Source organism: Streptomyces sp. SCPE 10, assembly GCF_051980735.1.
Taxonomy (GTDB): domain Bacteria; phylum Actinomycetota; class Actinomycetes; order Streptomycetales; family Streptomycetaceae; genus Streptomyces; species Streptomyces misionensis.
In genome coordinates this window covers 7,506,380-7,532,910 of record NZ_CP197069.1, presented here as the reverse complement: position 1 = coordinate 7,532,910, position 26,531 = coordinate 7,506,380, and the positions used below count along the sequence as shown (strand labels likewise).

21 protein-coding genes are annotated in these 26,531 nt (G+C 73.8%); 13 read left to right on the top strand and 8 right to left on the bottom strand.

Annotated elements, in window-relative coordinates; all coding sequences use genetic code 11:
* Positions 1–83: 83 nt before the first annotated feature.
* From ACSP97_RS34200 to ACSP97_RS34175, 6 genes are all read left to right on the top strand, one after another.
* Complete coding sequence (locus ACSP97_RS34200) at positions 84–725, top strand: class I SAM-dependent methyltransferase (RefSeq protein WP_440555797.1); 642 nt, start codon at positions 84–86, stop codon at positions 723–725.
* A 70-nt stretch (positions 726–795) separates the two neighbouring features.
* Positions 796–1,131 (top strand): hypothetical protein, encoded by a 336-nt coding sequence (locus ACSP97_RS34195; protein WP_070023392.1) that lies wholly within the window; start codon positions 796–798, stop codon positions 1,129–1,131.
* A 64-nt stretch (positions 1,132–1,195) separates the two neighbouring features.
* The gene (locus ACSP97_RS34190; RefSeq protein ID WP_440555795.1) at positions 1,196–1,843 is read left to right on the top strand and encodes a lipoprotein; all 648 of its coding nucleotides are present in this window, start codon (positions 1,196–1,198) and stop codon (positions 1,841–1,843) included.
* 173 nt (positions 1,844–2,016) lie between these two features.
* Complete coding sequence (locus tag ACSP97_RS34185; RefSeq protein WP_355154188.1) at positions 2,017–3,381, top strand: FAD-dependent oxidoreductase; 1,365 nt, start codon at positions 2,017–2,019, stop codon at positions 3,379–3,381.
* A gap of 389 nt (positions 3,382–3,770) precedes the next feature.
* Positions 3,771–4,940, top strand: a complete 1,170-nt coding sequence (locus ACSP97_RS34180; RefSeq protein ID WP_355325938.1) for a hypothetical protein — start codon at positions 3,771–3,773, stop codon at positions 4,938–4,940.
* A 46-nt stretch (positions 4,941–4,986) separates the two neighbouring features.
* Positions 4,987–5,277: a YkvA family protein gene (locus ACSP97_RS34175; RefSeq protein WP_355154192.1), complete on the top strand. Its 291-nt coding sequence runs from the start codon at positions 4,987–4,989 to the stop codon at positions 5,275–5,277.
* A gap of 298 nt (positions 5,278–5,575) precedes the next feature.
* On the opposite strand, the gene ACSP97_RS34170 is transcribed toward ACSP97_RS34175, so the two are convergent.
* Positions 5,576–6,649 (bottom strand): hypothetical protein, encoded by a 1,074-nt coding sequence (locus ACSP97_RS34170; RefSeq protein ID WP_358271585.1) that lies wholly within the window; start codon positions 6,647–6,649, stop codon positions 5,576–5,578.
* Positions 6,650–6,872: 223 nt separating this feature from the next.
* Between ACSP97_RS34170 and ACSP97_RS34165 the strand changes: the two genes are divergently transcribed.
* On the top strand, positions 6,873–9,389 hold the full coding sequence (locus tag ACSP97_RS34165; RefSeq protein ID WP_440555794.1) for a SpoIIE family protein phosphatase: 2,517 nt from the start codon (positions 6,873–6,875) through the stop codon (positions 9,387–9,389).
* Between the two features lie 136 nt (positions 9,390–9,525).
* A complete protein-coding gene (locus ACSP97_RS34160) occupies positions 9,526–12,261 on the top strand; it encodes a SpoIIE family protein phosphatase (protein WP_440555793.1) in 2,736 nt (911 codons plus the stop codon).
* A 269-nt stretch (positions 12,262–12,530) separates the two neighbouring features.
* Here the strand turns inward: ACSP97_RS34160 and ACSP97_RS34155 are convergent, their stop codons facing one another.
* Entirely contained in the window at positions 12,531–12,764 is a 234-nt protein-coding gene (locus ACSP97_RS34155; RefSeq protein WP_070023380.1) for a hypothetical protein, read from the bottom strand.
* A gap of 89 nt (positions 12,765–12,853) precedes the next feature.
* Positions 12,854–14,698, bottom strand: a complete 1,845-nt coding sequence (locus ACSP97_RS34150) for a glycoside hydrolase family 15 protein (RefSeq protein ID WP_355154200.1) — start codon at positions 14,696–14,698, stop codon at positions 12,854–12,856.
* A gap of 197 nt (positions 14,699–14,895) precedes the next feature.
* On the opposite strand from ACSP97_RS34150, the gene ACSP97_RS34145 reads away from it, so the two are divergent.
* Positions 14,896–15,102 carry a hypothetical protein gene (locus ACSP97_RS34145; RefSeq protein ID WP_355325947.1) on the top strand — a complete coding sequence of 69 codons (207 nt, stop codon included), beginning with the start codon at positions 14,896–14,898 and terminating at the stop codon, positions 15,100–15,102.
* Between the two features lie 102 nt (positions 15,103–15,204).
* Here the strand turns inward: ACSP97_RS34145 and ACSP97_RS34140 are convergent, their stop codons facing one another.
* From ACSP97_RS34140 to efeU, 4 genes are all read right to left on the bottom strand, one after another.
* Positions 15,205–15,681, bottom strand: a complete 477-nt coding sequence (locus tag ACSP97_RS34140; protein ID WP_440555792.1) for a DUF5709 domain-containing protein — start codon at positions 15,679–15,681, stop codon at positions 15,205–15,207.
* 79 nt (positions 15,682–15,760) lie between these two features.
* On the bottom strand, positions 15,761–16,930 hold the full coding sequence (locus tag ACSP97_RS34135; RefSeq protein ID WP_440555791.1) for a HoxN/HupN/NixA family nickel/cobalt transporter: 1,170 nt from the start codon (positions 16,928–16,930) through the stop codon (positions 15,761–15,763).
* Positions 16,931–17,170: 240 nt separating this feature from the next.
* Positions 17,171–18,442 (bottom strand): iron uptake transporter deferrochelatase/peroxidase subunit, encoded by a 1,272-nt coding sequence (efeB, locus tag ACSP97_RS34130; protein ID WP_358682482.1) that lies wholly within the window; start codon positions 18,440–18,442, stop codon positions 17,171–17,173.
* A gap of 38 nt (positions 18,443–18,480) precedes the next feature.
* Complete coding sequence (gene efeU / locus ACSP97_RS34125; protein ID WP_440555790.1) at positions 18,481–20,532, bottom strand: iron uptake transporter permease EfeU; 2,052 nt, start codon at positions 20,530–20,532, stop codon at positions 18,481–18,483.
* 212 nt (positions 20,533–20,744) lie between these two features.
* Here efeU and ACSP97_RS34120 point away from each other — a divergent pair, with 212 nt between their 5' ends.
* The 3 genes from ACSP97_RS34120 to ACSP97_RS34110 all read left to right on the top strand — a co-directional run bounded on the left by ACSP97_RS34120 (position 20,745) and on the right by ACSP97_RS34110 (position 23,724).
* Entirely contained in the window at positions 20,745–21,404 is a 660-nt protein-coding gene (locus tag ACSP97_RS34120) for a DedA family protein (protein ID WP_355155523.1), read from the top strand.
* Positions 21,405–21,435: 31 nt separating this feature from the next.
* Positions 21,436–22,185: a phosphatase PAP2 family protein gene (locus ACSP97_RS34115; RefSeq protein ID WP_440555789.1), complete on the top strand. Its 750-nt coding sequence runs from the start codon at positions 21,436–21,438 to the stop codon at positions 22,183–22,185.
* 264 nt (positions 22,186–22,449) lie between these two features.
* On the top strand, positions 22,450–23,724 hold the full coding sequence (locus tag ACSP97_RS34110) for a phthiocerol/phthiodiolone dimycocerosyl transferase family protein (RefSeq protein ID WP_440555788.1): 1,275 nt from the start codon (positions 22,450–22,452) through the stop codon (positions 23,722–23,724).
* Positions 23,725–23,853: 129 nt separating this feature from the next.
* On the opposite strand, the gene ACSP97_RS34105 is transcribed toward ACSP97_RS34110, so the two are convergent.
* Positions 23,854–25,386, bottom strand: a complete 1,533-nt coding sequence (locus ACSP97_RS34105; protein WP_440555787.1) for a sodium:solute symporter family protein — start codon at positions 25,384–25,386, stop codon at positions 23,854–23,856.
* Positions 25,387–25,699: 313 nt separating this feature from the next.
* On the opposite strand from ACSP97_RS34105, the gene ACSP97_RS34100 reads away from it, so the two are divergent.
* Positions 25,700–26,488, top strand: coding sequence for an IclR family transcriptional regulator (locus ACSP97_RS34100; RefSeq protein WP_440555786.1), 789 nt, complete (start codon positions 25,700–25,702; stop codon positions 26,486–26,488).
* The last annotated feature ends 43 nt before the right edge of the window (positions 26,489–26,531 follow it).

Sequence of the window (26,531 nt, the reverse complement as noted above, 5' to 3'; positions counted from 1 at the left end):
GGGCCGCCCCCGCGGTCGTTGTGGGCGGCCGCACGGGGTGCGAGGATGCGCGGCATCGATGCCGTGCGACGGGAGGAGCCGTGGTGGCCGAGGAGGAACGCCGGGCGCCGGCGGCCGAGGTGTTCGACGCGCTGGGACTCGACTACGAGAAGGCGTTCGCCTCCTCCGCGACCCACCGGGCGTCCCTGCGGTGGCTGCTGGAGCGGCTGGCACCGGGCAGCCGGGTGCTGGACGTCGGCAGCGGGACCGGGCGGCCGACCGCCGAGACCCTCGCCGGGGCCGGCCACCGGGTGCTCGGCGTCGACGTGTCCCCGGTGATGGTGGAGCTGGCCGCCCGGCAGGTGCCCGGCGCCGAGTTCCGCCGGGCCGACATCCGTGAACTGCCGCTGGAAGACGGGTCGTTCGACGCGGCCTGCGTCTACTTCTCCCTGCTCCAGATGGACCGGTCCGAGCAGGAGGCCGTGGTGCGCCGGCTGGTGCGGGCGGTACGGCCGGGCGGGCTGGTGGTGCTGGCCACCGTGCCCTTCGACGTGGAGGGCGCCCAGGGGCTGTTCATGGGGCGGCCGGTGCAGGTGACGAGCTTCGCCGCCGAGGACTTCGAGGACATGGCGGTCCGCGCCGGGCTGACCGTACTGGCCGAGGAACGCGTCGAGTTCGAGCCGGCCCACCCCGACGCCGCGCCCGAGCCGCATCTGTTCCTGCACTGCCGGCGCCCGGCGGAGTGAGCACCGGCCGGCCTCTGGTCTTCCTCAAGCCGCTTGGCCCCGCCCGGCCTTGACGGCCAGGATGGTGGGCATGGCAGGACTCACGGGACTGAACAGGAAACACAACAGCGTGCTGGTCATCCGGGACGCGGACGTGGTGGCGGCGGCGCTGCGCGAGGCGCTGGCCGGGGCCTCGCCCGAGGAACGGCCGGGCCTGGAACGGGCCGTAGCGCTGGTCGAGTCCACCGCCGAGGCCACCGCGACACAGCTGCGCGCCGACTGGACCCGCTCCCGGCTGGCGGCCGTCGGCTTCACCGGCGACCTCTCCTCGGTCGCCGCGACGAAGGCGCTGCGGCAGGCGGAGCCGAGCCTGAGCCTGCTGGCGGCGGTGCAGTTGCAGAAGGAGGCGCTGACCCACCCCGCCTGATCCGGACCGGAACCGCCGTCACCCTCGGCTACAGTGACCGCGCCGAACCGGAGGGGAGACGGACATGCGGGTCGACGTGGGGGTCCGGGCGGTCGTGGCGGTGGCGCTCGCGGCGGTGCTGGGCGGCTGCGCGGGGAATGACGACGCCGGCACACCGCGGGCAGGCGGAAGTACGACGGCGGCCGGGGCGAAGGACCCGGCGGCGGTGAGCGGCGGCACGATCGGCGCCGCCGGTTCGCCCTGCGCACTGCCCGTCCGGTTCGACATCGCCGAGGACTGGAAGGCCGAGTCGATCGACGCGCACGGCGCGCAGGACGACGGACTCGAGGCGCTGCTGCGGCAGGGCCCGGTGACGGCCGCCTGCGAGATCGACGCCAAGCCGGCCGGCCACATCGGCTTCCTGCGCGTGTGGACCGGCCGGGCGGGTGACGCCGACGCGCCCGGCACGCTGCGCGGGTTCGTGGCCGCGCAGGGGCACGTCGGCAAGGAGCGGTACCGGACGTTCACGACGGGCGGCGGCCTGCGCGGCGCGGAGGTGGAGTACTCGTCCACCAGCGAACTGCTGGACGAGACCAAGAAGGAGTGCGCCTTCGCCGTGGACACTCCCGCCGGCCCGGTGGTCGTCCATCTCGGCGGGATGGACTCGGCGGAGCACGACGCGATGCTCCCGGCCTACGAGCTGGCCAAGCGAACGCTGAAGGTCGCCGGGTAAGCGGCCCCGGTGAGGCGATGAGGTAAGGCGCCGGAGGCCCCATAAGACGCCCCTGGGGATGTCATAAGATGCCCTTATGAGGTCATAGACCGGACCCGCGTACCTGGTTAGGTCTGCCTTAGCTTAGGCTTCCCGATCGAGTCGACTGTTTCACGCTCGAAGGGAAACTGATCATGCCGCGCCCCCTGCGGGTAGCCATCGTCGGAGCCGGTCCCGCCGGGATCTACGCCGCCGACGCCCTGCTCAAGTCCGAGGCGGCCACCGACCCCGGTGTCTCCATCGACCTCTTCGAGCGCATGCCCGCCCCGTTCGGCCTGATCCGCTACGGCGTCGCGCCCGACCACCCGCGCATCAAGGGCATCGTCACCGCCCTGCACCAGGTGCTGGACAAGCCGCAGATCCGGCTGTTCGGCAACGTCGCCTACCCGACGGACATCAGCCTGGACGACCTGCGCGCCTTCTACGACGCGGTGATCTTCTCCACCGGTGCGATGGCCGACCGCGCGCTGTCCATACCCGGCATCGACCTCGACGGCTCCTACGGCGCCGCCGACTTCGTCTCCTGGTACGACGGCCACCCGGACGTGCCGCGCACCTGGCCGCTGGAGGCCGAGAAGGTCGCCGTGCTCGGCGTCGGCAACGTGGCCCTGGACGTCGCCCGGATCCTCGCCAAGACCGCCGACGAACTGCTGCCCACCGAGATCCCGCCGAACGTCTACGACGGGCTCAAGGCCAACAAGGCCCTGGAGATCCACGTCTTCGGCCGCCGGGGCCCGGCGCAGGCGAAGTTCAGCCCGATGGAGCTGCGCGAGCTGGACCACTCCCCCAACATCGAGGTCATCGTCGACCCCGAGGACATCGACTACGACGCGGGCTCCATCGAGACCCGGCGCGGCAACAAGCAGGCCGACATGGTCGCCAAGACGCTGGAGAACTGGGCGATCCGGGACGTCGGCGACCGTCCGCACAAGCTCTTCCTGCACTTCTTCGAGTCGCCCGCGGAGATCCTCGGCGAGAACGGCAAGGTCGTCGGCCTGCGCACCGAGCGCACCGCCCTCGACGGCACCGGCAACGTCAAGGGCACCGGCGAGTTCAAGGACTGGGACGTCACCGCCGTCTACCGCGCGGTCGGCTACCTCTCGGAGAAGCTGCCCAAGCTGCCCTGGGACATCGACTCGGGCACCGTCCCCGACGAGGGCGGCCGGGTCATCCAGGAAGGCGGCACGCACCTGCAGTCCACCTACGTCACCGGGTGGATCCGCCGCGGCCCGGTCGGCCTCATCGGCCACACCAAGGGCGACGCCAACGAGACGGTCGCCAACCTGCTGGACGACCACGCCAACGGCCGGCTGCACACGCCCTCCTCGCCCGCCCCGGAGGCCGTGGACGCCTTCCTCGCCGAGCGCAACGTCCGCTTCACCACCTGGGAGGGCTGGTACCGCCTGGACGCCGCCGAACGCGCCCTGGGCGAGCCCCAGGGCCGCGAGCGCGTGAAGCTCGTCGAGCGCGAGGACATGCTGCGCGAGAGCGGCGCCTGAGCCGCACCGGCTCCGTCCGCTCCGTTCCGAAGGCACCCGCCCCCGGAACGGAGCGGACGCGACGACGGCGGTCCCGGTGACCGGAGCCGGTGCAAACGCGACGAAGGCGGTCCCGGTGACCGGAGCCGGTGCAAACGCGACGAAGGCGGTCCCGGTGACCGGAGCCGGCGCAAACGCCTACTTCGACAGGGACTCGCGACCGCCCGACGACCACGCCCGCCTGGAATTCGTCCCGCTCGTCCAGGTCCCCGCCCGCCGAGCAGGCGTCCGCCCGCGACGGGAAGCCGCCGGGCGGGCCGCGCGGCACGCGGCGCGCGGGGCCGTCTACGTTTCGGCGGGCCGAGCGGTGATACTGGGAGGCGCACCCGCACCCACCAGCAGATTGGCCCATGTCGAACTCCGCCACCGACCGCGCCGCCATCCCCCAGACCGTATGGGCGGCCCGCGGCCGTCACACCGGTCCCGATCCCGAGGACGTCGTCCGCCGAACCCTGCGCCGGCACAAGGAGAGCGGGGACCTCGACGACTTCGCCGAACCGCCCGCGCCCGAGGACTCTCCCGGCACGGTCTTCGAGGCGCGCTGGCGGGCCGGCGGCACGGTGACCGTGCGGGCCCGGCTCACCCTCGTCCCACGGCACGCCAAGCCACAGGGGCACGAGTGGCGGCTGGTCGCGGAGGCGGAGCAGCCGTGGGACGAGGGCTGGCCCTCGCCCGCGACCCTGTTCTGGCCCGAGGGCGGCTCCGGCGACGACGGCTCCTGGGACCACCACCCCACGGTCGCCGGGCTGCGCTTCCGCCAGGTCAACGCGCTGCCCGCGGACGACAAGGAGATGCGCCGCCGGCTGCGCGAGGCCGCCCGCGAGGCCTGGTGCGTCAACGTCGTCGTGCACGAGGCGATGACCCCCGACGAGCAGGGCAAGCTGCCGCTGGCCCGGCTGCTGCCGCCGGGCCTGCGGCACCGCGTCGTGGAGCACCGCGCCGCACCGCACCAACTGCGCGGCGTCAACTGGGCGCTGAAGGACCTCGACGTCGAGGTGCCGCGCGGCGGCGCCGTGCTGCTGCCCCCGGACCCGGCCCCGCAGGACTACGACGGCACACCGCACCGGGTGCGCAGCGTCTTCCTCGACGGCTCCGAGCCGGCCGAACTCGTCGCGGCGCTGCGGCACTTCGTCGCCCTGACCCGACCCGCCCCGCAGGACGCCGCCGAGGCGCTGGCGGACCTCAGGGACAACTGGACCCTGATGACCCACCAGGAGGAACTGGACCGGGAGCGGCGGCTGGTCGCCATGTACGCCGAGGCGCTGGAGGCCATGACCAAGTCCCGCGACCTGTACAAGCAGGCCGCCGAGCAGGCCCTGGAGGCACTGGCGGCCTACCGCGACGTCCCCGCGCCCGCGTTGCCCACGCAGCGGCCCGCGGCCCGGACCCCGGCCGCGCTCCAGCAGCTCACCCAGACCTTCGGACGGCTGAAACTGCCGGGGTTGCCCGGCAGGGCGAAGACGGTACCCGAGGACACCGGGGACGGCGCGGACCTGCCGTCCCCGGACCGGCCCTCGTAGGCCCCGTACCGCACGAAGAGCCGCCTGGAGCGCCCAAGGAGCCCCGATGGATTCCACCACCACCCTGCTGCTGATCGCCGGTGTCCTCGCGGCCGGTCTGCTCGCCGGTGCCGTCGCCCTGCTCGTCCGGCTGGTGCGCACCCGGCGCGCGCTGCTGCGGGCCGGGCTGCCGACGGGCCCGCGGTGGGTGTTCTGGGGCGCGGTGGCCTATCTGGTGCTCCCCACCGACCTGCTGCCGGACCCCGTCTACCTGGACGACATCGGCGTGCTGCTGCTCGCCCTGCGCAGCCTGCGGTCCGCCCTGCCCGCCTCCTCGGAGCCCACCCGGCTGCCCTGAGCCGCCGGGCGGGCCACCATGGGGCGATGGGGCCCGTGTTCACCGGTGTGTCCGATGCCCCGGCCGGCTCCCCCGCCCGGCTGCGCGCGCTGGACGAGCCCGGCCGGACGATCGTGCGGCGGACGACCGCCGCCGGTACGGCCGGGACGCTCGCCGTGGCGGACGCGGGGCTGTCGCTGTGCGCGGGATGCGGGGGTGTACGGCGCGGCCGGGGACGTGGAGCCGTGCCCGGCGGCGGACGGCGACCCGTTCGCGATGGCCGCCGCCCGCCCGGACGGGCATCCGGTGCTGCGGCCGGTCAGCCGAGTCGGCTCCGGTCGTGCCCGCGGCCGCCGGAGCCGAGCAGCACGGTCAGCGCCACCCCCAGCGCGGCGAACGCGGCCGCGGCCGCCACCGTACCGGCCAGCCAGGGCGGGGCCAGGGTCGCCGCCCACAGCCGGGCCGCATCCGGCAGCCCGAACCGGCCGCCGAGCACCTGGCCCGCGCCGAGCACCATGGTGACCGCGAGAGCGGCCGTCGCCGCGGCGAGCCGGGCCTGCGCCGCCCGCGCGGGCAGGGCGAGGCCCAGCAGCATGCACAGCGCGGAGGCGACGAGCGTGGCCCCGAGCAGGCCGTGGGAGAGACCGGCCCAGTAGCGCGGGGCGTGGGCCGCGCCGCACAGGAACACCAGCGCCGCGGCCGCCCGGGTACCGGTACCGGTGAGGGCAGGCGAGCCGGTCCGGGACGGATCGGCCGGTTCCGGGGCGGGCGGTGCGACGAGGGCGGCGGGCTCCGGGTCCGCGACGTCGTGGCCGGCCGGTTCCGGCGGCCGCTCCGGGTCCTCGGCGGCCAGGTGGCCGAGCAGTTCGGCCACCTCCTCGACGGGCCGGCCGGCCGCGGCCCGTACGGCGAGCCGCCCGCAGCGCGGGGCCAGGGGCGGCCGGTGCAGCATCCGCAGCAGCCGGCCGACGTCCCGCGGGGAGCGGAGTCCGGCGGCCGCGCGCACCACCGCGTCGGCGCTGTCCGGCTCCCTGGGCGGCCGGCCGAGCAGCGCGACCAGCCGGACGACGTCCGCCACGGACCGGACGACACCGGCCGAGCGCAGCGCCTCCGCCTTGGTCAGGGCGTGCTCCGGCGAGCTTTCCAGCAGGGTGACGAGCCGGACGACGTCCTCCAGCGGCCGGTCGGCGACGGCCGTACGGACCAGGTCCAGCAGCGGATCGCCGTACCGGTCGTCGTCGTTGCCGACGCCGTCCCCGGGCGGTCCGCCGACCCGCGACCCGGGCGGCGGCGCGAACCGCGTCAGGATCCGCACGGACGGGACGCGCACCCCGGCCGGGGCGGGGCGTATGAGGGAGTCGTCGGAACAGGCGGACGAAGAGCGGGTGGTCATCTCGGCTCCAGTGGAGGAGTGCGGCCGCGTCTGACACCACCGTCCGCGGCGCGCGCGGTACGCAGTCCATTACTAGGAGCGCCCGCCGCGCGCCGCCACCCGGGCGCGGCACTGGTGTGAGCCCCCGTCACCCCGGACCGCGGCCGAAGTGCGGCCCCCGCCGCACCTGGCGCATTCTTGCTTGTGTGATCCATCCGGAGGCGCAGGGGACGAGGTAGGACCGATGGCGGGGAGCGGGGAGCAGGCGGTCCGCAGGCGGGCCCGGCTGGCCGCGCTGCTCGCGGACACCGCGACCGCGGCGCTCCGTGCGACGGACGGCCGGGTGGCGGGCGTGTATCTGCGCGGGGGCGGCCCGGGACACGGCGAGGTCCCCGAGCTGGTCGGCCCCGCCGACTCCCCCACCGTCCTGCGCCTGGCCGTCCTCGCCGGTCTGCCGGGTCCCCTCTTCCGCCCGTGGTGGCGGCTGCACGCCGCCCGGCCCTTCCCGGTCTCCGACGCCTACCGGCTGGGCACGCCGGTGGTGCTGCCGAACGCGACGGAGACGGTGCGCCGGTATCCGCAGTTCGCGGCGGGCCTGCCGTTCCCGTTCGGGTCGGTGCACATGCCGGTGCCGGGCGGGCGCGCGTCCCTGGGGGTGCTCAGCGTGCTGCGCCCGTCGGAGGCCGGCGCGGACGAGTCGCTCGACCGGGAGCTGCTGGCGCGGCTGGCCGAGGGCCTGGGCGTGGAGTTGCTGGCGCTCGCCGACGGGGACGCGAACGCGGTGGTCTGGGACGGGGAGCCGCAGTGTGTGCGGCCGCCCGTGCGCCGGCCCCCGCAGGCCGCGATGGGACGGTTCACCTGGGACCCGGTGACCCGCGCGGTACGGGCCGACGACCGGCTGCACGCCCTGCTCGGACTGGTGCCCGAGGGGTTCGAGGGGACGGACACGGCGCTCGCCGAGGCCCTGGCCCCGGCCGAGGCGTACCGGGTGCTGGCCGCGCTCGCCGACACCGCGGCCGGGAAGCCGCCGCCCGCCCCGCTGAGCCTGCGGGCCGACGACGGCGCGCCGCGGCTGCTGGACCTGTGGCCGGCCGACGAAGGCCGCCCGGTGCCGGCGGTCGGCGGGGTGGTACTCGATCCCGGCCCCGTCTCCCTCGCGGACGGCGCGGCCGACCTGCTGCCGCAGGGCGTGTTCTGCCTGGACCGGCTCGGGGTGATCGTGTACGCCAACGACGCCGCGGTCCGGCTGGCGGGGGCCCCGGACGGGCTGCGCGGGCGGACGCTGTGGGAGGCGATGCCGTGGCTGACCGGTGCGCCCTACGAGGACCATCTGCGGGCCGCCCTGCTGTCCCCGGAGCCGGTGCACTTCCATGTGCGGCGCAAGGGCGGGGAGACGGGCGGGTGCGACGGGCTCGCGGTGTCCGTGCATCCCGGTGACGACCTGCTGACCTGCACGCTCGTTCCGGCCAGCCGGATGGAGACGCCGGCCGGTCCGAGGCCGCCCGCGGAGCCGGTGGCGGACGATCCCGCGACGGCGGCGGTGTACCGGCCGGTCGCGCTGGCCATCGCGCTGACCGACGCGGTGACGGCCCAGCAGGTGTCGGCGGTGGTCATGCGGGAGCTGCTGCCCGCGTTCGGGGGGCGCAGGCTCGCCATCTATCTGGTCCAGGACCGGCACATGTACCTGGCGTGGGAGACCGGCTTCCCGCCGGGTTTCCTGGAGCGGTTCGACGGCGTGGGGCTCGATGTGCGGATCCCGGGCGTGGAGACCCTGTCGACGGGCCGGCCGCTTTTCTTCGAGTCGATGCAGCAGCTCGCGGCGACCTATCCGGGGATGCCGCTGGACGCCGAGGAGGGATCCCGGGCCTTCCTGCCGCTGATCGCCTCCGGCCGGATGGTCGGCTCCTGCATCCTCGGCTTCGACCGGCCGCGCCGCTTCAGCCCGGAGGAGCGCACCGTGCTGACCGCGCTCGCCGGGCTGATCGCGCACGCCATGGAGCGGGCGCGGCGCTACGACAGCGAGGCGGCCCTCGCCCGCGGCCTCCAGCAGGCGCTGCTGCCGAGCCGGCTGTCGGCGCATCCGCGGGTGGAGACCGCGGGCCGCTATCTGCCGGGCACCGAGGGCCTGGAGGTGGGCGGCGACTGGTACGACGTGGTGGAGGCCGGGGAGGGGCTGGCGCTGGTCATCGGGGACGTGCAGGGGCACGGGGTGCAGGCGGCGGCGACCATGGGCCAGCTGCGCAGTGCGGTACGGGCGTTCGCGCTGGGCGACCGGCCGCCGGACGAGGTGCTCAGCGGGACCAACCGGCTGCTGATCGGCCTGGACCCGGGCCAGTTCGCCAGCTGCTGCTACCTGCGGCTGGACCCGGACACCGGGCGGGTCCGGATCGCCCGGGCGGGCCATCCCCCGCCGCTGCTGCTCTCCCCCGGCGGCCGGGCACGAGCGCTGGACGTCCCCGGCGGAGTGGTCCTCGGGGTCGATCCGGAGGCCCGCTACCCGGTGACCGAGCTGGAACTGGAGCCGGACGCGATCCTCGCGCTGTACACGGACGGCCTGGTGGAACGGGTGGGCGCCGACATCGACGAGGGGATCGCGGAGCTGTGCGCGGCCCTGACCCGGGCGGGCGCGGCGGCCGGCCGGCGCGACGGGCTGTCCCTGGACGGGGTCGCCGACCGCCTCACCGCCGCGGTCCGGCACGCCGGTGCCCGCCCCGACGACGTGGCCCTGCTGCTCGCGGCACGGAGCCTGCGCCGTGCGTGACGGGGACCGCGCGGCGTCCCCACGCGGTGCGGGCCCGGCGCCCGTCACCTCTCCCGGGCCCCTGTCACCTGCCGCGACGGCGGCGGCCGGGGTGACGGCCTCGCCTGATGGCGTCGGGCAGTGTAGACATGGGCACATGGTGCGACTGCCCGGCCGGCCCGTGACCCGGCCGCCCCGACCTTTCGGGCAACCGCGCGCACCACTGGCCCCGCCGCCGGACGGCCCCGGCGCGAACGGCGACCGGCCGGGGGTGCTGTGGGCGGCGGTGACCGGACGCAGCGTGGCCGGTCAGGTGTTCGTGCTGCAAGTCGTGATCGTGCTGCTGCTGGTGGTCTCCGCCGTGGTGGCGCAGGTGCTCCAGGTACGGCACGACAGCGAGACCGAGGCCCGCAACCGCTCCCTGGCCGTGGCGCAGACGTTCGCCAACGCGCCCGGCACGGCCGCCGCGCTGCGCACCCCCGACCCGACGGCGATGCTGCAGCCGGAGGCCGAGGCCACCCGCAAGGCGACCGGCGTAGACTTCGTCGTCGTGATGAACACGCAGGGCGTGCGCTACACACATCCCCTGCCCGACCGGATCGGGAAGAAGTTCGTCGGCACCATCGGCCCCGCCGTGGCCGGGGGCACGGTCGTGGAGCAGGTCAACGGCACACTCGGCCCGCTGGTGCAGAGCGTGGTGCCGGTCAGGGACGCCAGTGGCACGGTGGTGGGACTGGTCTCCGCGGGCATCACCACCGCGCACACCGGCGGGGCCGCCGACCAGCAGCTGCCGCTGCTGCTCGCGGCGGCCGCCGCCGCGCTCGCGCTGGCCACCGCGGGCACGGCGCTGGTCAGCAGACGGCTGCTGCGCCAGACCCACGGTCTCGGGCCGTACGAGATGACGCGGATGTACGAGCACCACGACGCGGTGCTGCACGCGGTCCGCGAGGGGGTGCTGATCGTGGGCCGCGACGGCCGGCTGCTGCTCGCCAACGACGAGGCGCAGCGCCTGCTGGACCTCCCCGAGGACGCCGAGCGGCGGCACGTGCTCGATTTGGGCCTGGACGACGAGACGGCGCGGCTGCTGGCGTCCGGGCGGACGGCGACCGACGAGGTGCGGCTGGTCAAGGACCGGCTGCTGGCGATCAACCAGCGGCCCACCGAACTGCGCGGCGGCCCGGCGGGCAGCGTCACCACGCTGCGCGACTCCACCGAGCTGCGGGCGGTGTCCGGGCGGGCGGAGGTGGCCCGCGAGCGGCTGAACATGCTGTACGAGGCCGGGGTGGGCATCGGTACCAGCCTGGACGTGACCCGCACCGCCGAGGAGCTGGCCGAGCTGGCGGTGCCCCGGTTCGCGGACTTCGCCACCGTGGACCTGTACGAGCAGGTGCTCAACGGGGAGGAGCCGCGGCCGGGCGGCGCGCTGCGCCGGGTGGCCTGTGTCGGCATCCGCAAGGACTCCCCGCTGTACCCGCTGGACGAGCGGATCCGGTTCGTGCCGGCGTCGCCGCAGGCGCGCAGCCTGACGAGCGGGCAGTCGGTGGTGGAGCCGAGGCTGCGCGACGCGCCGGGCTGGCGGGCGCAGCAGCCGGAGCGCACCGACCGGGTGCTGGAGTACGGCATCCACTCGCTGATCACCGTGCCGCTGCGGGCGGGCAGCCTGGTACTGGGGCTCGCCACCTTCTGGCGGTCGGAGAAACCGCAGCCGTTCGACGCCGAGGAGCTGGCGCTCGCCGAGGAGCTGGTGGCGCGGGCGGCGGTGTCCATCGACAACGCCCGCCGGTACACGCGTGAGCACAGCATGGCGGTGACGTTGCAGCGCAGCCTGCTGCCGCGGACGCTGCCCGAGCAGGGCGCACTGGAGATCGCGTACCGGTATCTGCCGGCGCAGTCCGGGGTGGGCGGCGACTGGTTCGACGTGCTGCCGCTGTCCGGGGCGCGGGTGGCCCTGGTGGTGGGCGATGTGGTGGGGCACGGGCTGCACGCGGCGGCGACCATGGGCCGGCTGCGCACGGCCGTGCACAACTTCTCCGCGCTGGATCTGCCGCCGGACGAACTCCTCGGTCTGCTGGACGAGCTGGTGAGCCGGATCGACCAGGACGAGAGCCCGGACGAGGGTGCCGCGGTGACCGGCGCGACCTGTCTGTACGCGGTGTACGACCCGGTGGCGCGGCGGTGCACCATGGCCCGGGCGGGCCATCCGCCGCCCGCTTTGGTGCATCCCGACGGGCGGGTGGAGTTCCTTGAGCTGCCGGCCGGGCCGCCGCTGGGCCTGGGCGGGCTGCCGTTCGAGACGGCCGATCTGGAACTGGCCGAGGGCAGCCGTCTGGTGCTGTACACGGACGGTCTGGTGGAGGACCGAGAGCGGGACATCGACGTCGGCCTGGAGCTGCTGGGGGACGCCCTGCGCCGGGCGCCGGACGCCTCCCCGGAGGCCACCTGCCGTACCGTGCTGGAGCAGCTGCCGGCCCGGCCGAGCGACGACGTCGCGCTGATCGTGGCCCGGACCCGGGTGCTGGGTGCGGACCGGGTGGCGCAGTGGCAGGTGCCGTCCGATCCGGCGGCGGTCGCCGACGTGCGCGCCGCGGTGACCCGCACCCTGGAGGAGTGGGGGCTCGACGAGCTGGCGTTCTCGACGGAGCTGATCCTCAGCGAGCTGGTCACCAACGCCATCCGCTACGGGCGGCCCCCGATCGAGGTACGGCTGCTGCGCGACCGCACGCTGATCTGCGAGGTCGCCGACCGCAGCACGACCTCGCCACATCTGCGGTACGCGGCGAGCACCGACGAGGGCGGCCGGGGCCTGTTCCTGGTGGCGCAGGTGGCCGAGCGCTGGGGCACCCGCTACACACCGAACGGCAAGATCATCTGGGCGGAGCAGCCGCTGCCGTAGACCTCGCCGTCCGGCCCGCCGTCAGGCGGCGGTGGGGGCTCCGGCGACGCGGCGCTCGCCGCCGTTGCGGCGCTGCCACAGCCGGTGGACCTCGACCGCGTCCGCGCGCGTCTCGTGCCGCATCGGCAGCCGGCGCGCGCGCCTTCACCCGGCTCACCCGGGAGCTGGTGCGGGCTCGCGGATACGCCGGGGCGTCCTGAACGCACGACGGGGCGGGCCCCGGGGCCCGCCCCGAAGGTCCGGTCGCGCGCCCCGGCGGTGCGGCCCGGTCAGGCGCTGAGCCGCGAGCGCAGCAGCTGCTTGCCGAGTTCCGCGCCCTTGCGGCTGTCGGCCTGGGCCTTGCGGAACAGCTCCACGACCTCGTTGTCCTTGTCCCGCTCGGCGTCCTGGATGTACGTCTCCAGGCGCAGGGCGTTGTTCAGGCACGACTCGACGTACCAGATGAGGTTGTAGTCCTTGTCCCGGGTGCCGGTGACCTGGCCGGTCTCACTCGTGCTGGTCATACCGGGTCTCCTCCTTCTGTCGACCCTGTCGGTCGCCTTTCGCAGCCCCGGGTACCCCTGCGACCTGCGCACACACGGTCGCGGCCGGGTCAGCCCAGGGCACGGTCGAGGTTGAAGGCGGCACTGATCAGCGACAGATGGGTGAACGCCTGCGGGAAGTTCCCCTGTTGCTCCCCGGTACGGCCGATCTCCTCGGCGTACAGGCCGAGATGGTTGGCGTAGGTGAGCATCTTCTCGAAGGCCAGCCGGGCCTCGTCCAGGCGGCCGGCCCGCACCAGCGCCTCCACGAACCAGAAGGAGCAGATGGAGAAGGTGCCCTCGTCGCCGCGGAGCCCGTCCGGGCTGACCAGCGGGTCGTAGCGGTAGACCAGCGAGTCGGAGACCAGCTCCGCCGTGAGGGCGTCCAGGGTGGACAGCCACTTGGGGTCGGTGGGGGCGATGAACTTGGCGAGCGGCATCATCAGCACGGAGGCGTCCAGGACGTCGCCGTCCTCGTGCTGCACGAAGGCCTGCCGGCGCGCCGACCAGCCGCGGTCCATGATCCGCCGGTAGATGGTGTCCCGGGTCGCCCGCCAGCGGGGCAGCTCGGCGGGCAGGCCCCGCCGGTTGGCGAGCCGGATGGCGCGCTCGACGGCCACCCAGCACATCAGCCGCGAGTACAGGAAGTTCTTGCGCCCGCCACGGGTCTCCCAGACGCCCTCGTCGGGCTGGTCCCAGTTCTCGCAGACCCACTCGACCAGCTGGCACACGTCGTCCCACTGATCGCTGGAGATGGGCTGGGCCCACTTGTCGAAGAGGTAGACGGAGTCGATCAGCGCGCCGTAGATGTCGAGCTGGAGCTGGTCGGCGGCGGCGTTGCCGACCCGGACCGGGGCCGAGCCCTGGTGGCCCTCCAGATGGGGCAGCTCGCGCTCGGGCAGCTCGGTGCGGCCGTCGATGCCGTACATGATCTGCAGCGGGCCGGAGGCGGCGCCGTCGCCGGGGCTGATGTTGGTGGTCAGGAACCGCATGAAGGCCTCGGCCTCGCCGCTGAAGCCGAGCCGCAGCAGCGCGTAGACGGCGAAGGCCGCGTCGCGCACCCACACATAGCGGTAGTCCCAGTTGCGCTCGCCGCCGAGCTGCTCGGGCAGGCTGGTGGTGGGGGCGGCGACGATGGCACCGGTGGGGGCGTACGTGAGCAGTTTCAGGGTGAGCGCGGAGCGGTGCACCATCTCGCGCCAGCGGCCCCGGTAGCGGGACTGGGCCAGCCAGCGCCGCCAGTAGACGACGGTCGCATTGAACTCGTGCTCGGCCTCGGCGTGGGCGCAGCCGCGCGGGGCGATCTCCGCGCCGGCCTGGTCCAGGGCGAACACCGCCGTCTCACCCTCGCCGAGCTTGAAATCGGCGCGCGCGTCGCGGCCGTCGCACTCCACCGCCACGGTCGCGGTGAGCGTGAGCCCCTGCTCCGGGGACTCGAACAGCAGGACCCCGTCGACGTCGCGGACGGTGTGCGGGGCGGCGCCGTAGTCGAAGCGGGGGGCGATGAGCGCGCGGAAGGGCACCCGGCCGCGCACGCACACCACGCGTCGGATCAGCCGGTGCCGCACCGCCTCGCAGGGCTGCCCCTGCTGCACGGCGACCGGCATGAAGTCCTGCACCTCGCCGACGCCCTCCTCGGTGAAGAACCGGGTGATCAGCACGTTGGTGTCGGGGAAGTAGAACTGCTTGGTGCGGGCCGGGACGGCCGCGGCCAGCTCGAAGCAGCCGCCGCGCTCCGCGTCGAGGATGGCCGCGAAGACGCTGGGCGAGTCGAAGGACGGCGAGCAGTACCAGTCGATCGTGCCGTTGCTGCCGACCAGGGCCACACTGCGCAGGTCACCGATGAGGCCGTGTTCGGCGATCGGCAGATAGCGGGGGCCCGCGGAGCTGTCCGCGGGGAACGACGTCTGAGTCATCGGCGGCCTCCCGGTGCGGGTGCGCGATGTCTCCAGCTTAGGGGCGAGTGGGGCGCGATGGCGTGGGCACACGCATCTCACCCGTCGCCGGGGCGCCTTTCCGGATGCAGGGTGCGCCGCGGCGGGCAATGGTGAGAGTGTGCCCCATTCGGCGGCACCGGCACGGATGCGGTCATCCGGACCGAGGAGGAGGCAACATGTCGACATCCGCACCTGGAGGGTCCCGGTCGTCCGACGACCACTGCACCCCGGACTCCCTGCTCCACTCGGCTCCCCAGCAGGACGTCACCCCGGAGGACCTGGTGATGGCGGCCGGCAGGGACATCACTCCGAAGACGCTCGACTGGGCGCGCCGCAAGCTGGAGACGGAGGGTCCTGCGGCGATCGAGAAGCTGCTGCCTTAGGGGGGAACGGGGAACCAGGGCGGGCGGCGCCGTACGGCGCCGCCCGCCCTGGTTCACGGGGGGTCGGCACGTCGTCCCGCACCCCACGGGCCGGACATCGGCCTACTCCGGCAACTCCGTGTCGTCGGGTACGACATGCACGGCGGCCTCTTCGGCACCCGCCGCTCCGCCGTCGATGCCGACGTCCTCGGCGACCTCTTCCTTGGTGGTGTCGGAGTGGGCACCCTCGTCGGGTGCGAGCAGCCGGCCGGCCCGGGCGTCGCCCGCCTCGGGGTCGACCGGTTCGCCCTCGCCGCCGGGCACGTCGCCGATGCCGTCGCCGGCCGGCTGGTCCGTGTCGGGCACCTCCTGGCGGAGCCGCTCGTCCAGGGTCTCGCCCTCACGCTGCTCGGCGGCGGTGGTGCCGCGCTTGGTGACGCCCAGCGGGCGTTCGGGCGGGGAGTAGCCCTCGTCGAGCATGTCGTCGTACGAGCGTCCGCCGATCGCGTCCTGCGGGTCCAGTGGCGCCGCGTCCTCCTGCTCCTCGTTGGTCCCGGTGGGCTGGTAGGCGTCGTCCCCCATCGGGGTCTGGTCGCTCATCGCCGCCTCCTTCCGTGCGCGTACGGCGGTCCCGGTCCGCGTTTCCCGCAGCCGGGAGATCAACCCCGCCGGGCCGGAATCAGTCGGCGGACCCTTCGGCGAGGCCCGCGCTCCACCTCTCCTCGATCCGGCCCGCCTTCCACACCAGCAGCGCCAGCGCCCAGGTGACGAAGAACAGGCCGACGATGACGAAGCCGACCGTGTTGAGGTCGAGGCCGGCGATCCAGTCCCAGAAGAAGCCGTGCAGGTCCAGCTTGTCGGCGAGCAGCCCGAGCAGTTCGACGGAGCCGATGATGAGGGCGACGGCGACGGACAGGCCGGTGATGGTGAGGTTGTAGTAGACCTTGCGGACCGGCTTGGAGAACGCCCAGCCGTAGGCGAAGTTCATGAACGAGCCGTCGATGGTGTCCAGCAGCGCCATGCCGGCCGCGAACAGCACCGGCAGGGTGAGGATGGCGTACCAGGGCAGGCCCGAGGCCGCGCCGGAGCCGGCGAGGACGAGCAGCGCGATCTCCGTCGCCGTGTCGAAGCCGAGCCCGAACAGCAGCCCCAGCGGGTACATCTGCCACGGCTTGCTGATCGAGCCGGTGACCCGGCCCAGCAGGCGGTTCATGAAGCCCCGGTTGTCGAGCTGGGCCTCCAGGGCGGCCTCGTCGTAGTGGCCGGTGCGCATCCGGCGGAACACCTTCCAGATGCCGGCCAGGATGACGAGGTTGATCACGGCGATCAGGTAGAGGAAGGCGCCGGAGACGGTCGTGCCGATGAGGCTGGTGACCTGGTGCAGATGCGAGTTGTCGTCGCGCACCGGTCCGGCCAGGGCCTTCATGCCGAGCGACAGCAGCAGGGCGAGGCCGAAGACGATGCTGGAGTGGCCGAGGGAGAACCAGAAGCCGACCGAGAGCGGGCGCTGCCCGGAGCCCATCAGCTTGCGGGTGGTGTTGTCGATCGCCGCGATGTGGTCGGCGTCGAAGGCGTGCCGCATGCCCAGCGTGTAGGCGGTCACCCCGATGCCGATGCCGAAGGCCGCCGGTTTTCCGGCAGCGGTGGTGCCGGCGCTGAAGTGCTGCGGCGCGATGATGCCGACCAGCGTGCCCCAGCCGATGACGTGCAGTGCGAGCACGAAGGCGGCCATGGAGCCGACCCTGATCCACTCCTGGCGCGTCATCGAACCGCGGACGCGTTGCCAGGCCGACGGCTTGGCGTCGGCCTGTGCGGGGAGGGGCGGAGCGGAACCAGGGGCGGCCGGCATCGGGAAGGTCGTTCCTCACGTCGTAGGGATGAAGGGGCCGCACATCGCAGCCTTGTGCCATCCTCGCGTACTTGCAACTGATGTGCAGTAAAGGGGGCGGCAGGCCTTTCCCATGGACAGCAAAAAGCCAAGGGCAGGAATGCGCCAAGAACAGGGAAAAACCGCTCCCCCGGACAAGGGGAGCGGTACGAGGCGGCCGGGTCGGTGCGGAGCGGTAGGAGGCGGCGGGATGGTGGCGGGTCAGGCGGAGAACATGCCCCGGCCCAGCCAGTCCTCCTTGTCGCGCACTCCCGGCAGGGCGAAGAAGTAGCCGCCGCCGGTCGGCGAGATGTAGTCCACCAGGGGCTCGTCGATCAGCCGGGTCTGCACGGCCTCGAACTGGCGCTTGACGTCCTGCTGGTAGCAGCAGAAGACCAGGCCCATGTCGAGGTTGCCGACGTTGTCCACGCCCCGGTCGTAGTTGTAGCCGCGGCGCAGGATGCGCGAGCCGTCCGTCGCCGCGGTGCGCGGGTTGGCCAGGCGGATGTGGGCGTCCAGCGGGATGGCGTTGCCGTGCGGGTCCTTGGCGTAGTTGGGGACGTCGGTCTCCTGGGCGCCGTCGAGCGGGGCACCGGTGTCCTTGCGCCGGCCGAACATCTTCTCCTGCTCGGTGAGCGAGACCCGGTCCCAGAACTCGACCAGCATCCGGATGATCCGGATGACCTGGTAGCTGCCGCCGGTGGCCCAGGCGGGCTCGCCCTGGCCGTCGCCGACCCAGATCAGCTTGTTCGTCTCCCGGGCGGAGTTGACGTCCGGGTTGGCGATGCCGTCCTTGAAGCCGAGCAGGTTGCGCTGGGCGCCGGTGGGGCGCGGGGCGTTCTGGAAGCCGTCGATGCGCCACTTGATCTGCATCGCGCCGCGGGTGTGCCGGGCGATGTCGCGCAGGGCGTGCAGCACGGTGTCCTGGCTCTGCGCGCAGATCTGCAGGGAGAGGTCGCCGTGGCACTCGGCCGGGTTCAGGTTGTCGTTCGGGAAGGTCCGCATCGGCACCAGCCGGGCGGGCTTCGCCTTGGCGAGGCCGTAGCGGTCGTCGAAGAGCGAGGGGCCGACGCCGAGGGTGAGGGTGAGGGCGTCCGCGGGGACCTCGGGGCCGAGGATGCCGTTGTCGGAGGGCGGCGCGCCCACGCCGAGGTCGGCCGGGGCGCCGCCGGAGGTGAGGAAGCGGGCCCGCTCGGTGATGGTCCTCAGCAGGTCGGTGAGGCCCTTGCGGTCGTCGGCTATGACGTCGAAGGAGACGAACGCGGCGGCGGCCGGCTGGGGGGTGACGATTCCGGCCTGGTGGGCGCCGTGGAAGGGGACCTTCGCCCGGCCGTCCGGGCCCGCGGGCGCGGCCTGGGCGGTGCCGCCGCTCTCGCCGAGCGCGAAGCCGCCGCCCGCCAGGACCGCCCCGGCGGCGCCGGCGCCCAGCGCGGTGCGCACGAAGGAGCGGCGGGCGGGACCGACGGGGCAGGACGGCGTGTCGGCGGTGGGCATGGGCGGGTTCCCTTCGGGGTGCGGGTGCGCGGTGGTCATCAGGCGGACTTCCGGATCTCCAGCAGGTCCGGGACGGGGGCCAGGTCCTCGAGCAGTTGGCCGGTGGCCCCGTCCAGGCGCTGCCGGTCGGCCGCGGGGAGCTTCTCGACGGGGGTCCAGTGGTCGCCGTCGTGGGCCGCGTCCAGCAGCTTGCGCACCCGGTCGATGTCGGTGTCGACGGTGGGCAGCAGCCGGGGCGAGCGGCTGGTGAGCAGCGGCTCCAGGACGGTGAGCAGCTCGCGGGTGCCGGTGAGGTTGGCGTCGGCGGTGGCGAGGTTCGTGCCGCTGCCCTCGTCGGTGTCGCCGGTCAGCTCGAACTGGAGGGTGTTCTCCAGGATCTCGTGGGCGCGCAGCGGCAGGTCGCCGGGGTCGAAGTCCTGGCTCGGGAAGGCCTTGCGCAGCCCGGCGGCGTCCGTGTCCAGCTGCCGGGCGGGGCCGGTCAGCTCCTTGGCCGACTGGCCGTGCCACAGGCCGTACTCCAGGCGGAGGAAGCCGGTGAAGTCCTTGTCGTGCTCGCCGCCGGGCAGGCCGTCGGCGCGGCCGTCGATCTTCTTGTCGAAGTCCTCGAAGGTGCCGTAGGCGGCGCCGAGCGAGGCGTAGGTGCGGTGGGCGGTGAGCCAGTCGGTGCGGGCCTTGTCCAGGTGGCCGCCCTCGATGTCGCGCCGGAGGGTGCCGGTCTGGCCGACGAGGGTGTCCAGGCCGTGGCCGACGTACGCCTTGTACGCCTTCAGGGGGCCGGCGAGGTCCTGCTCGGAGACGGGGGTGACCGGCTTGGCCGCGCCGCCGCCGCGCACGGTGACCGGCTTGGAGGTGACCGCCCTGCCGCTGGCCGGGACGCAGCGCCAGGCATAGGTGCCGCCCGCGACGGTGGCGACCAGGTCGCGGGTGGTGCCGGGGGCGAGGCCCTCGATCTCGCCGTAGACCGCGTTGGTGGACGGGTCGACCAGGTAGACCTCGGAGGCCTGCCGGCCGGTGTTGTGCATCCGGAAGGTCTGCCGGCCGGGCGCGGGCGCGGTGAAGCCCTTGCCGCAGTCGGTCTCGGAGACGGCGACGGTCTGGTCCCCGGCGGGCTTGGGCCGGCCGAGGGCGACGGCCAGTCCCGCGATCACGGCGGGCACGGCGACCACGGCGGTCGGGATCACCCAGGCCGGGCGGCGCCCGGTGCGGGGCCGGGGGCCGGCGGGTGCCTCGGTGGCGGGCCGCTCGGCGGGCTCGGGCTTCGGCTTTGACTTCGGAGCGGTGGCGCGCACGCCGCGCACGAACAGGGTCATCACCACGACGAGGTAGCCGACGTAGGCGACGACCTGGAGCCAGGTCATGGTGGGCATCAGGTTGAAGACGCCCTGGACGAGGGTGCTGTACCAGGAGCCGGCGTCGATGCTGCCGGCGAGGTCGATGGCGTAGGCCGTCCTGCCGGGCAGCACGCCGCCCTCCTGGAGGTCGCGCAGGCCGTAGCCGAGCACACCGGCGGCGATCACGATGAGGACCACGCCGGTGGCGGTGAAGAATTTCGTCAGGTTGATCTTGAGGACCCTGCGGTACAGGCCCCAGCACAGGCCGGCCGCGAGCACCAGCCCGATGGCGGCGCCGGTCAGCGGGCCCGCCGACTCACCGGCCGCCTGGGCGGTGGTCCACAGGAACAGGGCGGTCTCCAGGCCCTCGCGGCCGACGGCGAGGAAGGAGGTGAGGACCAGCATCCCGGAGCCCATGGCGAGGGCGCCGGTGACCTTCTGCTTCAGCTCGCTGGAGAGGTTGCGGGCCGAGCGGCGCATCCAGAACACCATGGCGGTGACGAACGCGACGGCGATCACGCTGAGGGTGCCGCCGAAGGCCTCCTGCGCGGTCTGCGGCATGGAGGCGGCGGTGAAGGTGAGGACGGCACCGAAGCTCATCGCCACGGCGATCGCGGCCAGGACGCCGGTCCACACCTGCGGCAGCCGGGAGCGCGCCTCGGCGCGCACCAGGGTCGCGACCAGGATGGAGACGATGAGTCCGGCTTCGAGTCCCTCCCTCAAGCCGATCAGGAAACTCGGAAACGCGTCGTCCCACATGCCTGGCGGCCCTCCCGGTAACTTAGCGAAGGCATGCCTTACCTTCGCGACCATGATGACCACCCGTTCGTAGGTATCCGGTCATCAACCGGCAATCGCCGGGCAAAGCCCGGGCAGGAATCCCTGTTCGTGTTCGTCGGCACGACGGGCTACCGTCTACAAATGTGTAGTCACATGTTGTCGAGGCAAGTCGAAGGAAAGGGCGTGCGGCGATGGCCACTCCCCCACATCTGGCATCGCAGCTCGCGGTCAACGTGCTCGACGCCCACTCGCTGCTGGCCGCCTTCGGCGTGTTCGGCGTCGGTGTGGTGCTCTTCGCGGAGACGGGTCTGCTGATCGGGTTCTTCCTGCCCGGGGACTCGCTGCTGTTCACGGCGGGCCTGCTGTGCACGGGCTCGGCCGAGCGCGGGCTGCACCTCTCGCTCGGACCGCTGCTGGTCGCGGCGGCGCTGGGCTCGCTGGTGGGCGCCCAGTGCGGGTTCCTGATCGGCCGGAAGGCGGGCGGCGCGCTGCTGGCCCGCACCCGCTCGGCGAAACTGCGCGAGGGCGCCCGTCGCGCGGAGGAACTGCTGGACCGTTACGGCCACGCGAAGGCGATCGTGCTGGCCCGGTTCGTGCCGGTGGTGCGCACGGTGCTCAACCCGATGGCGGGCGCGCTCGGCGTGCCGACCCGCACGTTCACCGTGTGGCAGGTGGCCGGCGGGCTGGTCTGGAGCCTCGGTCTCACGCTGGGCGGGTACGCGCTGGGCTCCTCGATCCCGAACGTCGACAAGTACCTGCTGCCGCTGATCGCCCTGATCGTCGTGATCTCCCTCGTCCCGCTCGCCGCGGAGGTGCTGCGCTCGCGCAGGGCGGCGAAGGAGACGCCGTGAGGCCCACCGCGTGCCGAGGGGTGTCCCGGGCGTGATCGGTTCGGTGAGCCGCAAGGGCCTCGTGGGGCTGGTCGCCTGGGCGGCCTTCGCCGCGCTGACCGTGCTGGTGGTCCTGGGCCACGGCGCCCCGCCGGCCCCCGACCGGGGCCTGCACGCCTGGTCCCTCGCGCACCGGCCACCGGTGGCGGCGGCCGTGGCGCGGGGGCTGACCGACACCGGCACCGGGCTCGTGCCGTACGCCCTTGCGGCGCTGGCGGGCGTGATCGCGGTCCGTACGCGACGGCAGCGGGGCACCGCCGTGCTGCTGGCGCTGGGCTGCCTCGTCCTGGGGCAGGTCGCCCGGTACGGAGTGATGGCCCTGGTCGGCCGGCCCCGGCCACCGCACGCGGACTGGCAGGCGCTCGCCTCCGGCTGGTCGTACCCCTCCGGGCACACCACCACGTCGGCCATGACCGCCGGACTGCTGATCGCCGCGCTGTACCTGCGCTCCCCGCGCGGCCGGGGCGCGCTGATGGCACTGGCCGCCTGCTGGGCGGTGGCGGTCGGGCTGACCCGGATCTACCTGGGCGTGCACTGGTTCACCGACGTGGTGGGCGGCTGGCTGTTCGCGGTGGGCTGGCTCTGGGCGTGCGGTGCCGTGGCGGCCCGGTACCTGCCCGGCCGGCTCGGCCCCGGCGCCCCGGTACCGGGTCCGGCCGATCCGTCCGACGGAGCCGAGGGGCCGCTGGAGACAGACGCGACCGAGGACCCTCACCGCCGAGGCGGAGCACGCCCGGCGTGAGGTGCCGCGCCGGGGCCTGGCGGGCGAGGGCGCCGAAGGACAGATGTCCCCCCTCTTCGTTCACTCCTCATCTCGTCCGGTACGACCAGGTCACCACCGGGATGGTGCCCCCCTGACACGTACCGCGCCGACCCGGCCGCCGGCCGGTGCGCGACTGTGCGCGGGGTATGACACCTCCCCTCGCGGCCGGCGCCGTGGTCGACTTCCCACCTACCGGCCGGCGCACGGGCCGACCGGTGCCGCGGACGAGCGCAGGAGGCGGAGTTGATCCTCGAACGAGCGCTGGCGCCCAGCGAGGCGGCGATGGCCCTGGCCGGCAACCCCGTCGCCGCCGGCTGGACGGTGCACGGGAGCCTGGACGTGGAGCTGCTGCGGGCCGCCGTCCGCGAACTGTCGCGCCGGACGCCCGTACTCGCGGCTCGTGTCGTCGAAGGACCCGGCGGTCCGGTGCTGCGGCGCGACCTCGCCGACGCGCCCGTCGGCCTGGACCTCGCGCCCGTCGGCTGGGCGCCGCAGGACGCGGCCTCCCTGCGGCCCGGCGATCAGGTGCTGCGCGTCCTGCTCCACCGCGAGGCCCGGGACCGGCACACCCTCACCCTGCTCGCCTGGCATGCCGTCAGCGACGGCGCCTGTCTGATGGCACTGCACAGGCGGCTGTGGTCGATCTGCCGGGAACTGGCCGAGGGGGCGGGTGCGAGGGCCTCCGCACCCGCTGAGCTGCCGCGGCCCGTGGAGGAGCGGCTCCACGAGCGGTACGGCGCCGCGGACATCGCCGCCTACGCCACCCAGTGGTCGGCACGGCTGGACGCGCGGTCGGCCGCCCTGGTGCCGCGCGCCGCCCGCGACGGCGGGCCGGGCCCGGCCCATGGAGCCCACCGCCACCGGTTCGCCCTGTCCGCCGAGCAGACCCGGTCACTGATCCAGCAGGCACGCCGTTCGCGGGCGACCGTCAACAGCCTCGTCTGCGCCTTGGCGATGACGGCCGTCCGCGGCCTGCTCTCCCCCGAGGACGGCCCGCTGCGGCAGAGTTGTCTGATCCCCGTCGACCTCCGGTCGCGGCTGCGACCCCCGCTGCCGGCCGACGAGTTCGCCTTCGCCGCCGCCACGACCTCCGCCACCGCCCTGGTCGGGCCCGGAACGCCGGCCGGCGTCCTCGCCGGGCAGATCAGCCGTCAGGTGCGGGACTCCCTCGGTGCCGCGCACGCCGAACTGGAGTACCTGGCCACCGCGCGGATGCTCGGCCGGCTGGCCTCCGCCGCCCTCACCGTGGCCGTCAGCAACGTGACCCACCACTGCACTCCCCCGGCGCTGCCCGGCGGACTGACCGCCACGCGCCCGTTCGTCCTCACCATCCCTCCCGGCCCGCTCCCCACCCTCTTCGTCACCCGCCACCGCGAAGCCGTCTGCCTGGACCTCGTCCAGCCCCGCGCCTGGTACACCCGGGAACAGGCCGGCCAACTGGCCGACGCCCTGCGAAGCGCCGTCGCCACCGTCACCGGGACACCCGACGTGGAAGACCTCACCCGCCCCGGAAGCTGACCCCTCGTCGCCGTCAACTCCGGGATGCCGGGCGGCAGATGGTGCCTGGCGTCCCGACGGCTCCCGGACGGCGACCGGGGGCCGGGCGGTGCGGCCGACGCCCCCTCGGGCGGGGTCAGCCGGTCATGGTCAGTCCGTCGCGGCGGCCAGCGACTCCCCGGTGGGGTCCGCGGGGCCCCTCGGCGCCCGAACGGCGTCGGTGCCGCTCACCGCGGTGGTGATCTCGTCCGCGACCGTGGACGGCTGCGGGAAGACCAGGCCGACGACCAGGTACAGGGCGAGGGAGGTCACCAGGGGCGTGGCGATGGTGAGGGTCTGGTCGGTGCTGTCCATGACGTACTTGACCACGACGAAGCTCGCCAGGCCGCACGCCCAGGAGATCAGCGCGGCCAGGGAGCCCCAGCGGCGGAACGCCGGCAGCAGACCGAGCAGCATCGGGATGGAGATCGGCCCCATCACCGCGGCGACGAGAGCGGTGATGATGCCCAGCGGCCCGCCGAAGTGGCGCGCCTCCATGGCGACCACCATGCTCACCGCGATGAAGCAGACCGTGCAGACACGCGCGGCGAGCAGTCCGGTCCTGGCGCCGAGCGCCCGGCCCTTGCGGGCGACGGCCGGGATGATGTCCCGGACGACCACGGAGGCGATGGCGTTGGCGTCCGACGAGGCCATCGCCATGGTGTGCGAGAACATGCCGGCCAGGGTCAGACCGACCAGGCCGGCCGGCAGCAGGTTCTCGGCCATCAGCGCGTACACCTGCTGCGGGTCCGCGATGTGCGGCATCAGCACCGGAGCGACGACGGACGGGAACAGCAGTACGGCGGGCCAGATCAGGTAGAGCACCGCGGACAGGACGGCCGAGCGCTTGGCGGCGGGGGCGGAGTCCGTGGCCATGTAGCGCTGGGCCAGGTTCCACATGCCGCCGTTGTACTCGAAGAGCTTGACGACCACGTACGCCGTCAGGAAGCCGGCCGTGTACGGGCCCACCAGCGGGTGGGTGTGGCCGGCGGGCAGCCGGTCCCAGAGGGAGCCGAGCCCGGAGGGGCCGCCGACGTGGTCCAGGGTGACGATCACCATGGACAGCGCGGCGACGCCCTGGATGACGAACTGGCCGAAGTCGGTGAGCGCGTCCGCCCACAGGCCGCCGACCGTGCAGTAGACGAGGGTGACGACACCGGTGATCAGGATGCCGATGTTGAGCGAGACCCCGGTGAACACGTTCAGCAGGATGGCGACCGAGGCCCACTTGGCGGCGACGTCGAAGACCTTGAGCAGCGCACCGCTCCACGCCAGCGCCTGCTGGGTGGCGACGTTGTACCGCCGGGACAGGTACTCGAGCGGCGAGGCCACGTGGTACCGACGGCGCAGCCGGTTCCAGCGCGGGGCGAACAGCCAGGCTCCGACACCGGTCGCGACGGCGAGCGGCAGGAACGCCCAGACGTAGATGGTGATGCCGTAGCTGTAGGCGACCGCCGCGTAGGCGACGAAGACGGCGGCGCTGTACCCCGACATGTGGTGCGAGATGCCGGACAGCCACCAGGGCATCCGGCCGCCGCCGGTGAAGTAGTCGCTCACGTCGCTGACGCGCCTGTGCGACCAGAGACCTATGAGCAGCATCACCACGAAGTAGCCACCGAGGGCCACCCAGTCCGGCCAAGCCATGCGAACTCCTCGATACCGACGGCGCGTCGGCAGTAGCGAGCGGTGGGAAGCGGAGGCGGGGCGTCGGCGGTGCCGGGACCTCCCTGCATGGACGAAAGCTCGACTTGACCACGCCGTCTACATATGTAGACTCAGTTCTCATCCATGCTTTTCAGCGCGCACGTTAGCCTGGCGTACAGGGGCGGTCAATGTTTCGGGATGTTTTCGTTGACGCGACGGGCGCACAGCCCCGTCTCCGGTATGGCGAGGGGCGCCGGCCGCGGTCGGGGACGGCGCGGCGGCCGGGCAGAGACAGGTGAATGGGGTGGCACCAATGGCGGAGACGGGCGACGGCGCCCGCGGGCCGGTGAAGTCGGCGGAACGCACCGTCCAGATCATGGAAGTGCTGTCGGCCTCTCCGGAGCGGCTCACGCTGGGCCAGCTCCAGGAGCGCACCGGATACCCGCGTTCGAGCCTGTACGCGCTGCTGCGCACCCTGGTGGGGCTCAAGTGGATCGAGGTCGAGGAGGGCGGCGAGGCGGCCGGCTTCGGCATCGGCCCGCGCGCCCTGCTGTGCGGGACGGCGTACCTGGACCGGGACCCGGCGCTGCCGTACGCGGTGCGGCAGATCGAGCAACTGCGCGCGGACGTCGGCTACACCACCCACTACGCCCGGCTGGACGGCTCCAACGTCATCTACCTGGCCACCCGTGAGGCCACGGACTCCCGCCGGCTGACCTCCCGGGTGGGCCGGCAGCTCCCGGCGCACGCGACGGCCCTCGGCAAGGCGCTGCTCGCCGAGCTGACCGCGCGGGAGGTGGACGGGCTGCTGCCGGAGCGGCTGGACGCGCTCACCCCGCACACGGTCACCCGGCGCCCGGAGCTGCGGGAGGAACTGGAGCAGACGCGCACCCGTGGCTGGGCGCTGGAGAGCGAGCAGAACACCCCCGGGCTGTGCTGTGTCGCCGCGGCGGTGCCGTACCGCATCCCGGCGACCGACGCGATCAGCTGCTCGATCCCGCTGGACCACGCCACGGACCAGGAGGTCGAGCGGGTGGCCGAGGCGGTGAGCAGGCACGCCGCGGCGCTGGCCCAGACCCTGCGCCGCGACGGCATCCGCTGACGCGCGTCCGCCGGCCGGTGCCCCGCCGGCCGGCGGCGGGGCA

What these genes read in the sequence shown, in the direction of transcription:
- ACSP97_RS34195 (WP_070023392.1), top strand. Translation starts at nt 796, where the DNA reads ATGGCAGGACTCACGGGACTGAACAGGAAACACAACAGCGTGCTGGTC.
- ACSP97_RS34190 (WP_440555795.1), top strand. Translation starts at nt 1,196, where the DNA reads ATGCGGGTCGACGTGGGGGTCCGGGCGGTCGTGGCGGTGGCGCTCGCG.
- ACSP97_RS34185 (WP_355154188.1), top strand. Translation starts at nt 2,017, where the DNA reads ATGCCGCGCCCCCTGCGGGTAGCCATCGTCGGAGCCGGTCCCGCCGGG.
- ACSP97_RS34180 (WP_355325938.1), top strand. Translation starts at nt 3,771, where the DNA reads ATGTCGAACTCCGCCACCGACCGCGCCGCCATCCCCCAGACCGTATGG.
- ACSP97_RS34175 (WP_355154192.1), top strand. Translation starts at nt 4,987, where the DNA reads ATGGATTCCACCACCACCCTGCTGCTGATCGCCGGTGTCCTCGCGGCC.
- ACSP97_RS34170 (WP_358271585.1), bottom strand. Translation starts at nt 6,649, where the DNA reads ATGACCACCCGCTCTTCGTCCGCCTGTTCCGACGACTCCCTCATACGC.
- ACSP97_RS34165 (WP_440555794.1), top strand. Translation starts at nt 6,873, where the DNA reads ATGGCGGGGAGCGGGGAGCAGGCGGTCCGCAGGCGGGCCCGGCTGGCC.
- ACSP97_RS34160 (WP_440555793.1), top strand. Translation starts at nt 9,526, where the DNA reads ATGGTGCGACTGCCCGGCCGGCCCGTGACCCGGCCGCCCCGACCTTTC.
- ACSP97_RS34155 (WP_070023380.1), bottom strand. Translation starts at nt 12,764, where the DNA reads ATGACCAGCACGAGTGAGACCGGCCAGGTCACCGGCACCCGGGACAAG.
- ACSP97_RS34150 (WP_355154200.1), bottom strand. Translation starts at nt 14,698, where the DNA reads ATGACTCAGACGTCGTTCCCCGCGGACAGCTCCGCGGGCCCCCGCTAT.
- ACSP97_RS34145 (WP_355325947.1), top strand. Translation starts at nt 14,896, where the DNA reads ATGTCGACATCCGCACCTGGAGGGTCCCGGTCGTCCGACGACCACTGC.
- ACSP97_RS34140 (WP_440555792.1), bottom strand. Translation starts at nt 15,681, where the DNA reads ATGAGCGACCAGACCCCGATGGGGGACGACGCCTACCAGCCCACCGGG.
- ACSP97_RS34135 (WP_440555791.1), bottom strand. Translation starts at nt 16,930, where the DNA reads ATGCCGGCCGCCCCTGGTTCCGCTCCGCCCCTCCCCGCACAGGCCGAC.
- efeB (WP_358682482.1), bottom strand. Translation starts at nt 18,442, where the DNA reads ATGCCCACCGCCGACACGCCGTCCTGCCCCGTCGGTCCCGCCCGCCGC.
- efeU (WP_440555790.1), bottom strand. Translation starts at nt 20,532, where the DNA reads ATGTGGGACGACGCGTTTCCGAGTTTCCTGATCGGCTTGAGGGAGGGA.
- ACSP97_RS34120 (WP_355155523.1), top strand. Translation starts at nt 20,745, where the DNA reads ATGGCCACTCCCCCACATCTGGCATCGCAGCTCGCGGTCAACGTGCTC.
- ACSP97_RS34105 (WP_440555787.1), bottom strand. Translation starts at nt 25,386, where the DNA reads ATGGCTTGGCCGGACTGGGTGGCCCTCGGTGGCTACTTCGTGGTGATG.
- ACSP97_RS34100 (WP_440555786.1), top strand. Translation starts at nt 25,700, where the DNA reads ATGGCGGAGACGGGCGACGGCGCCCGCGGGCCGGTGAAGTCGGCGGAA.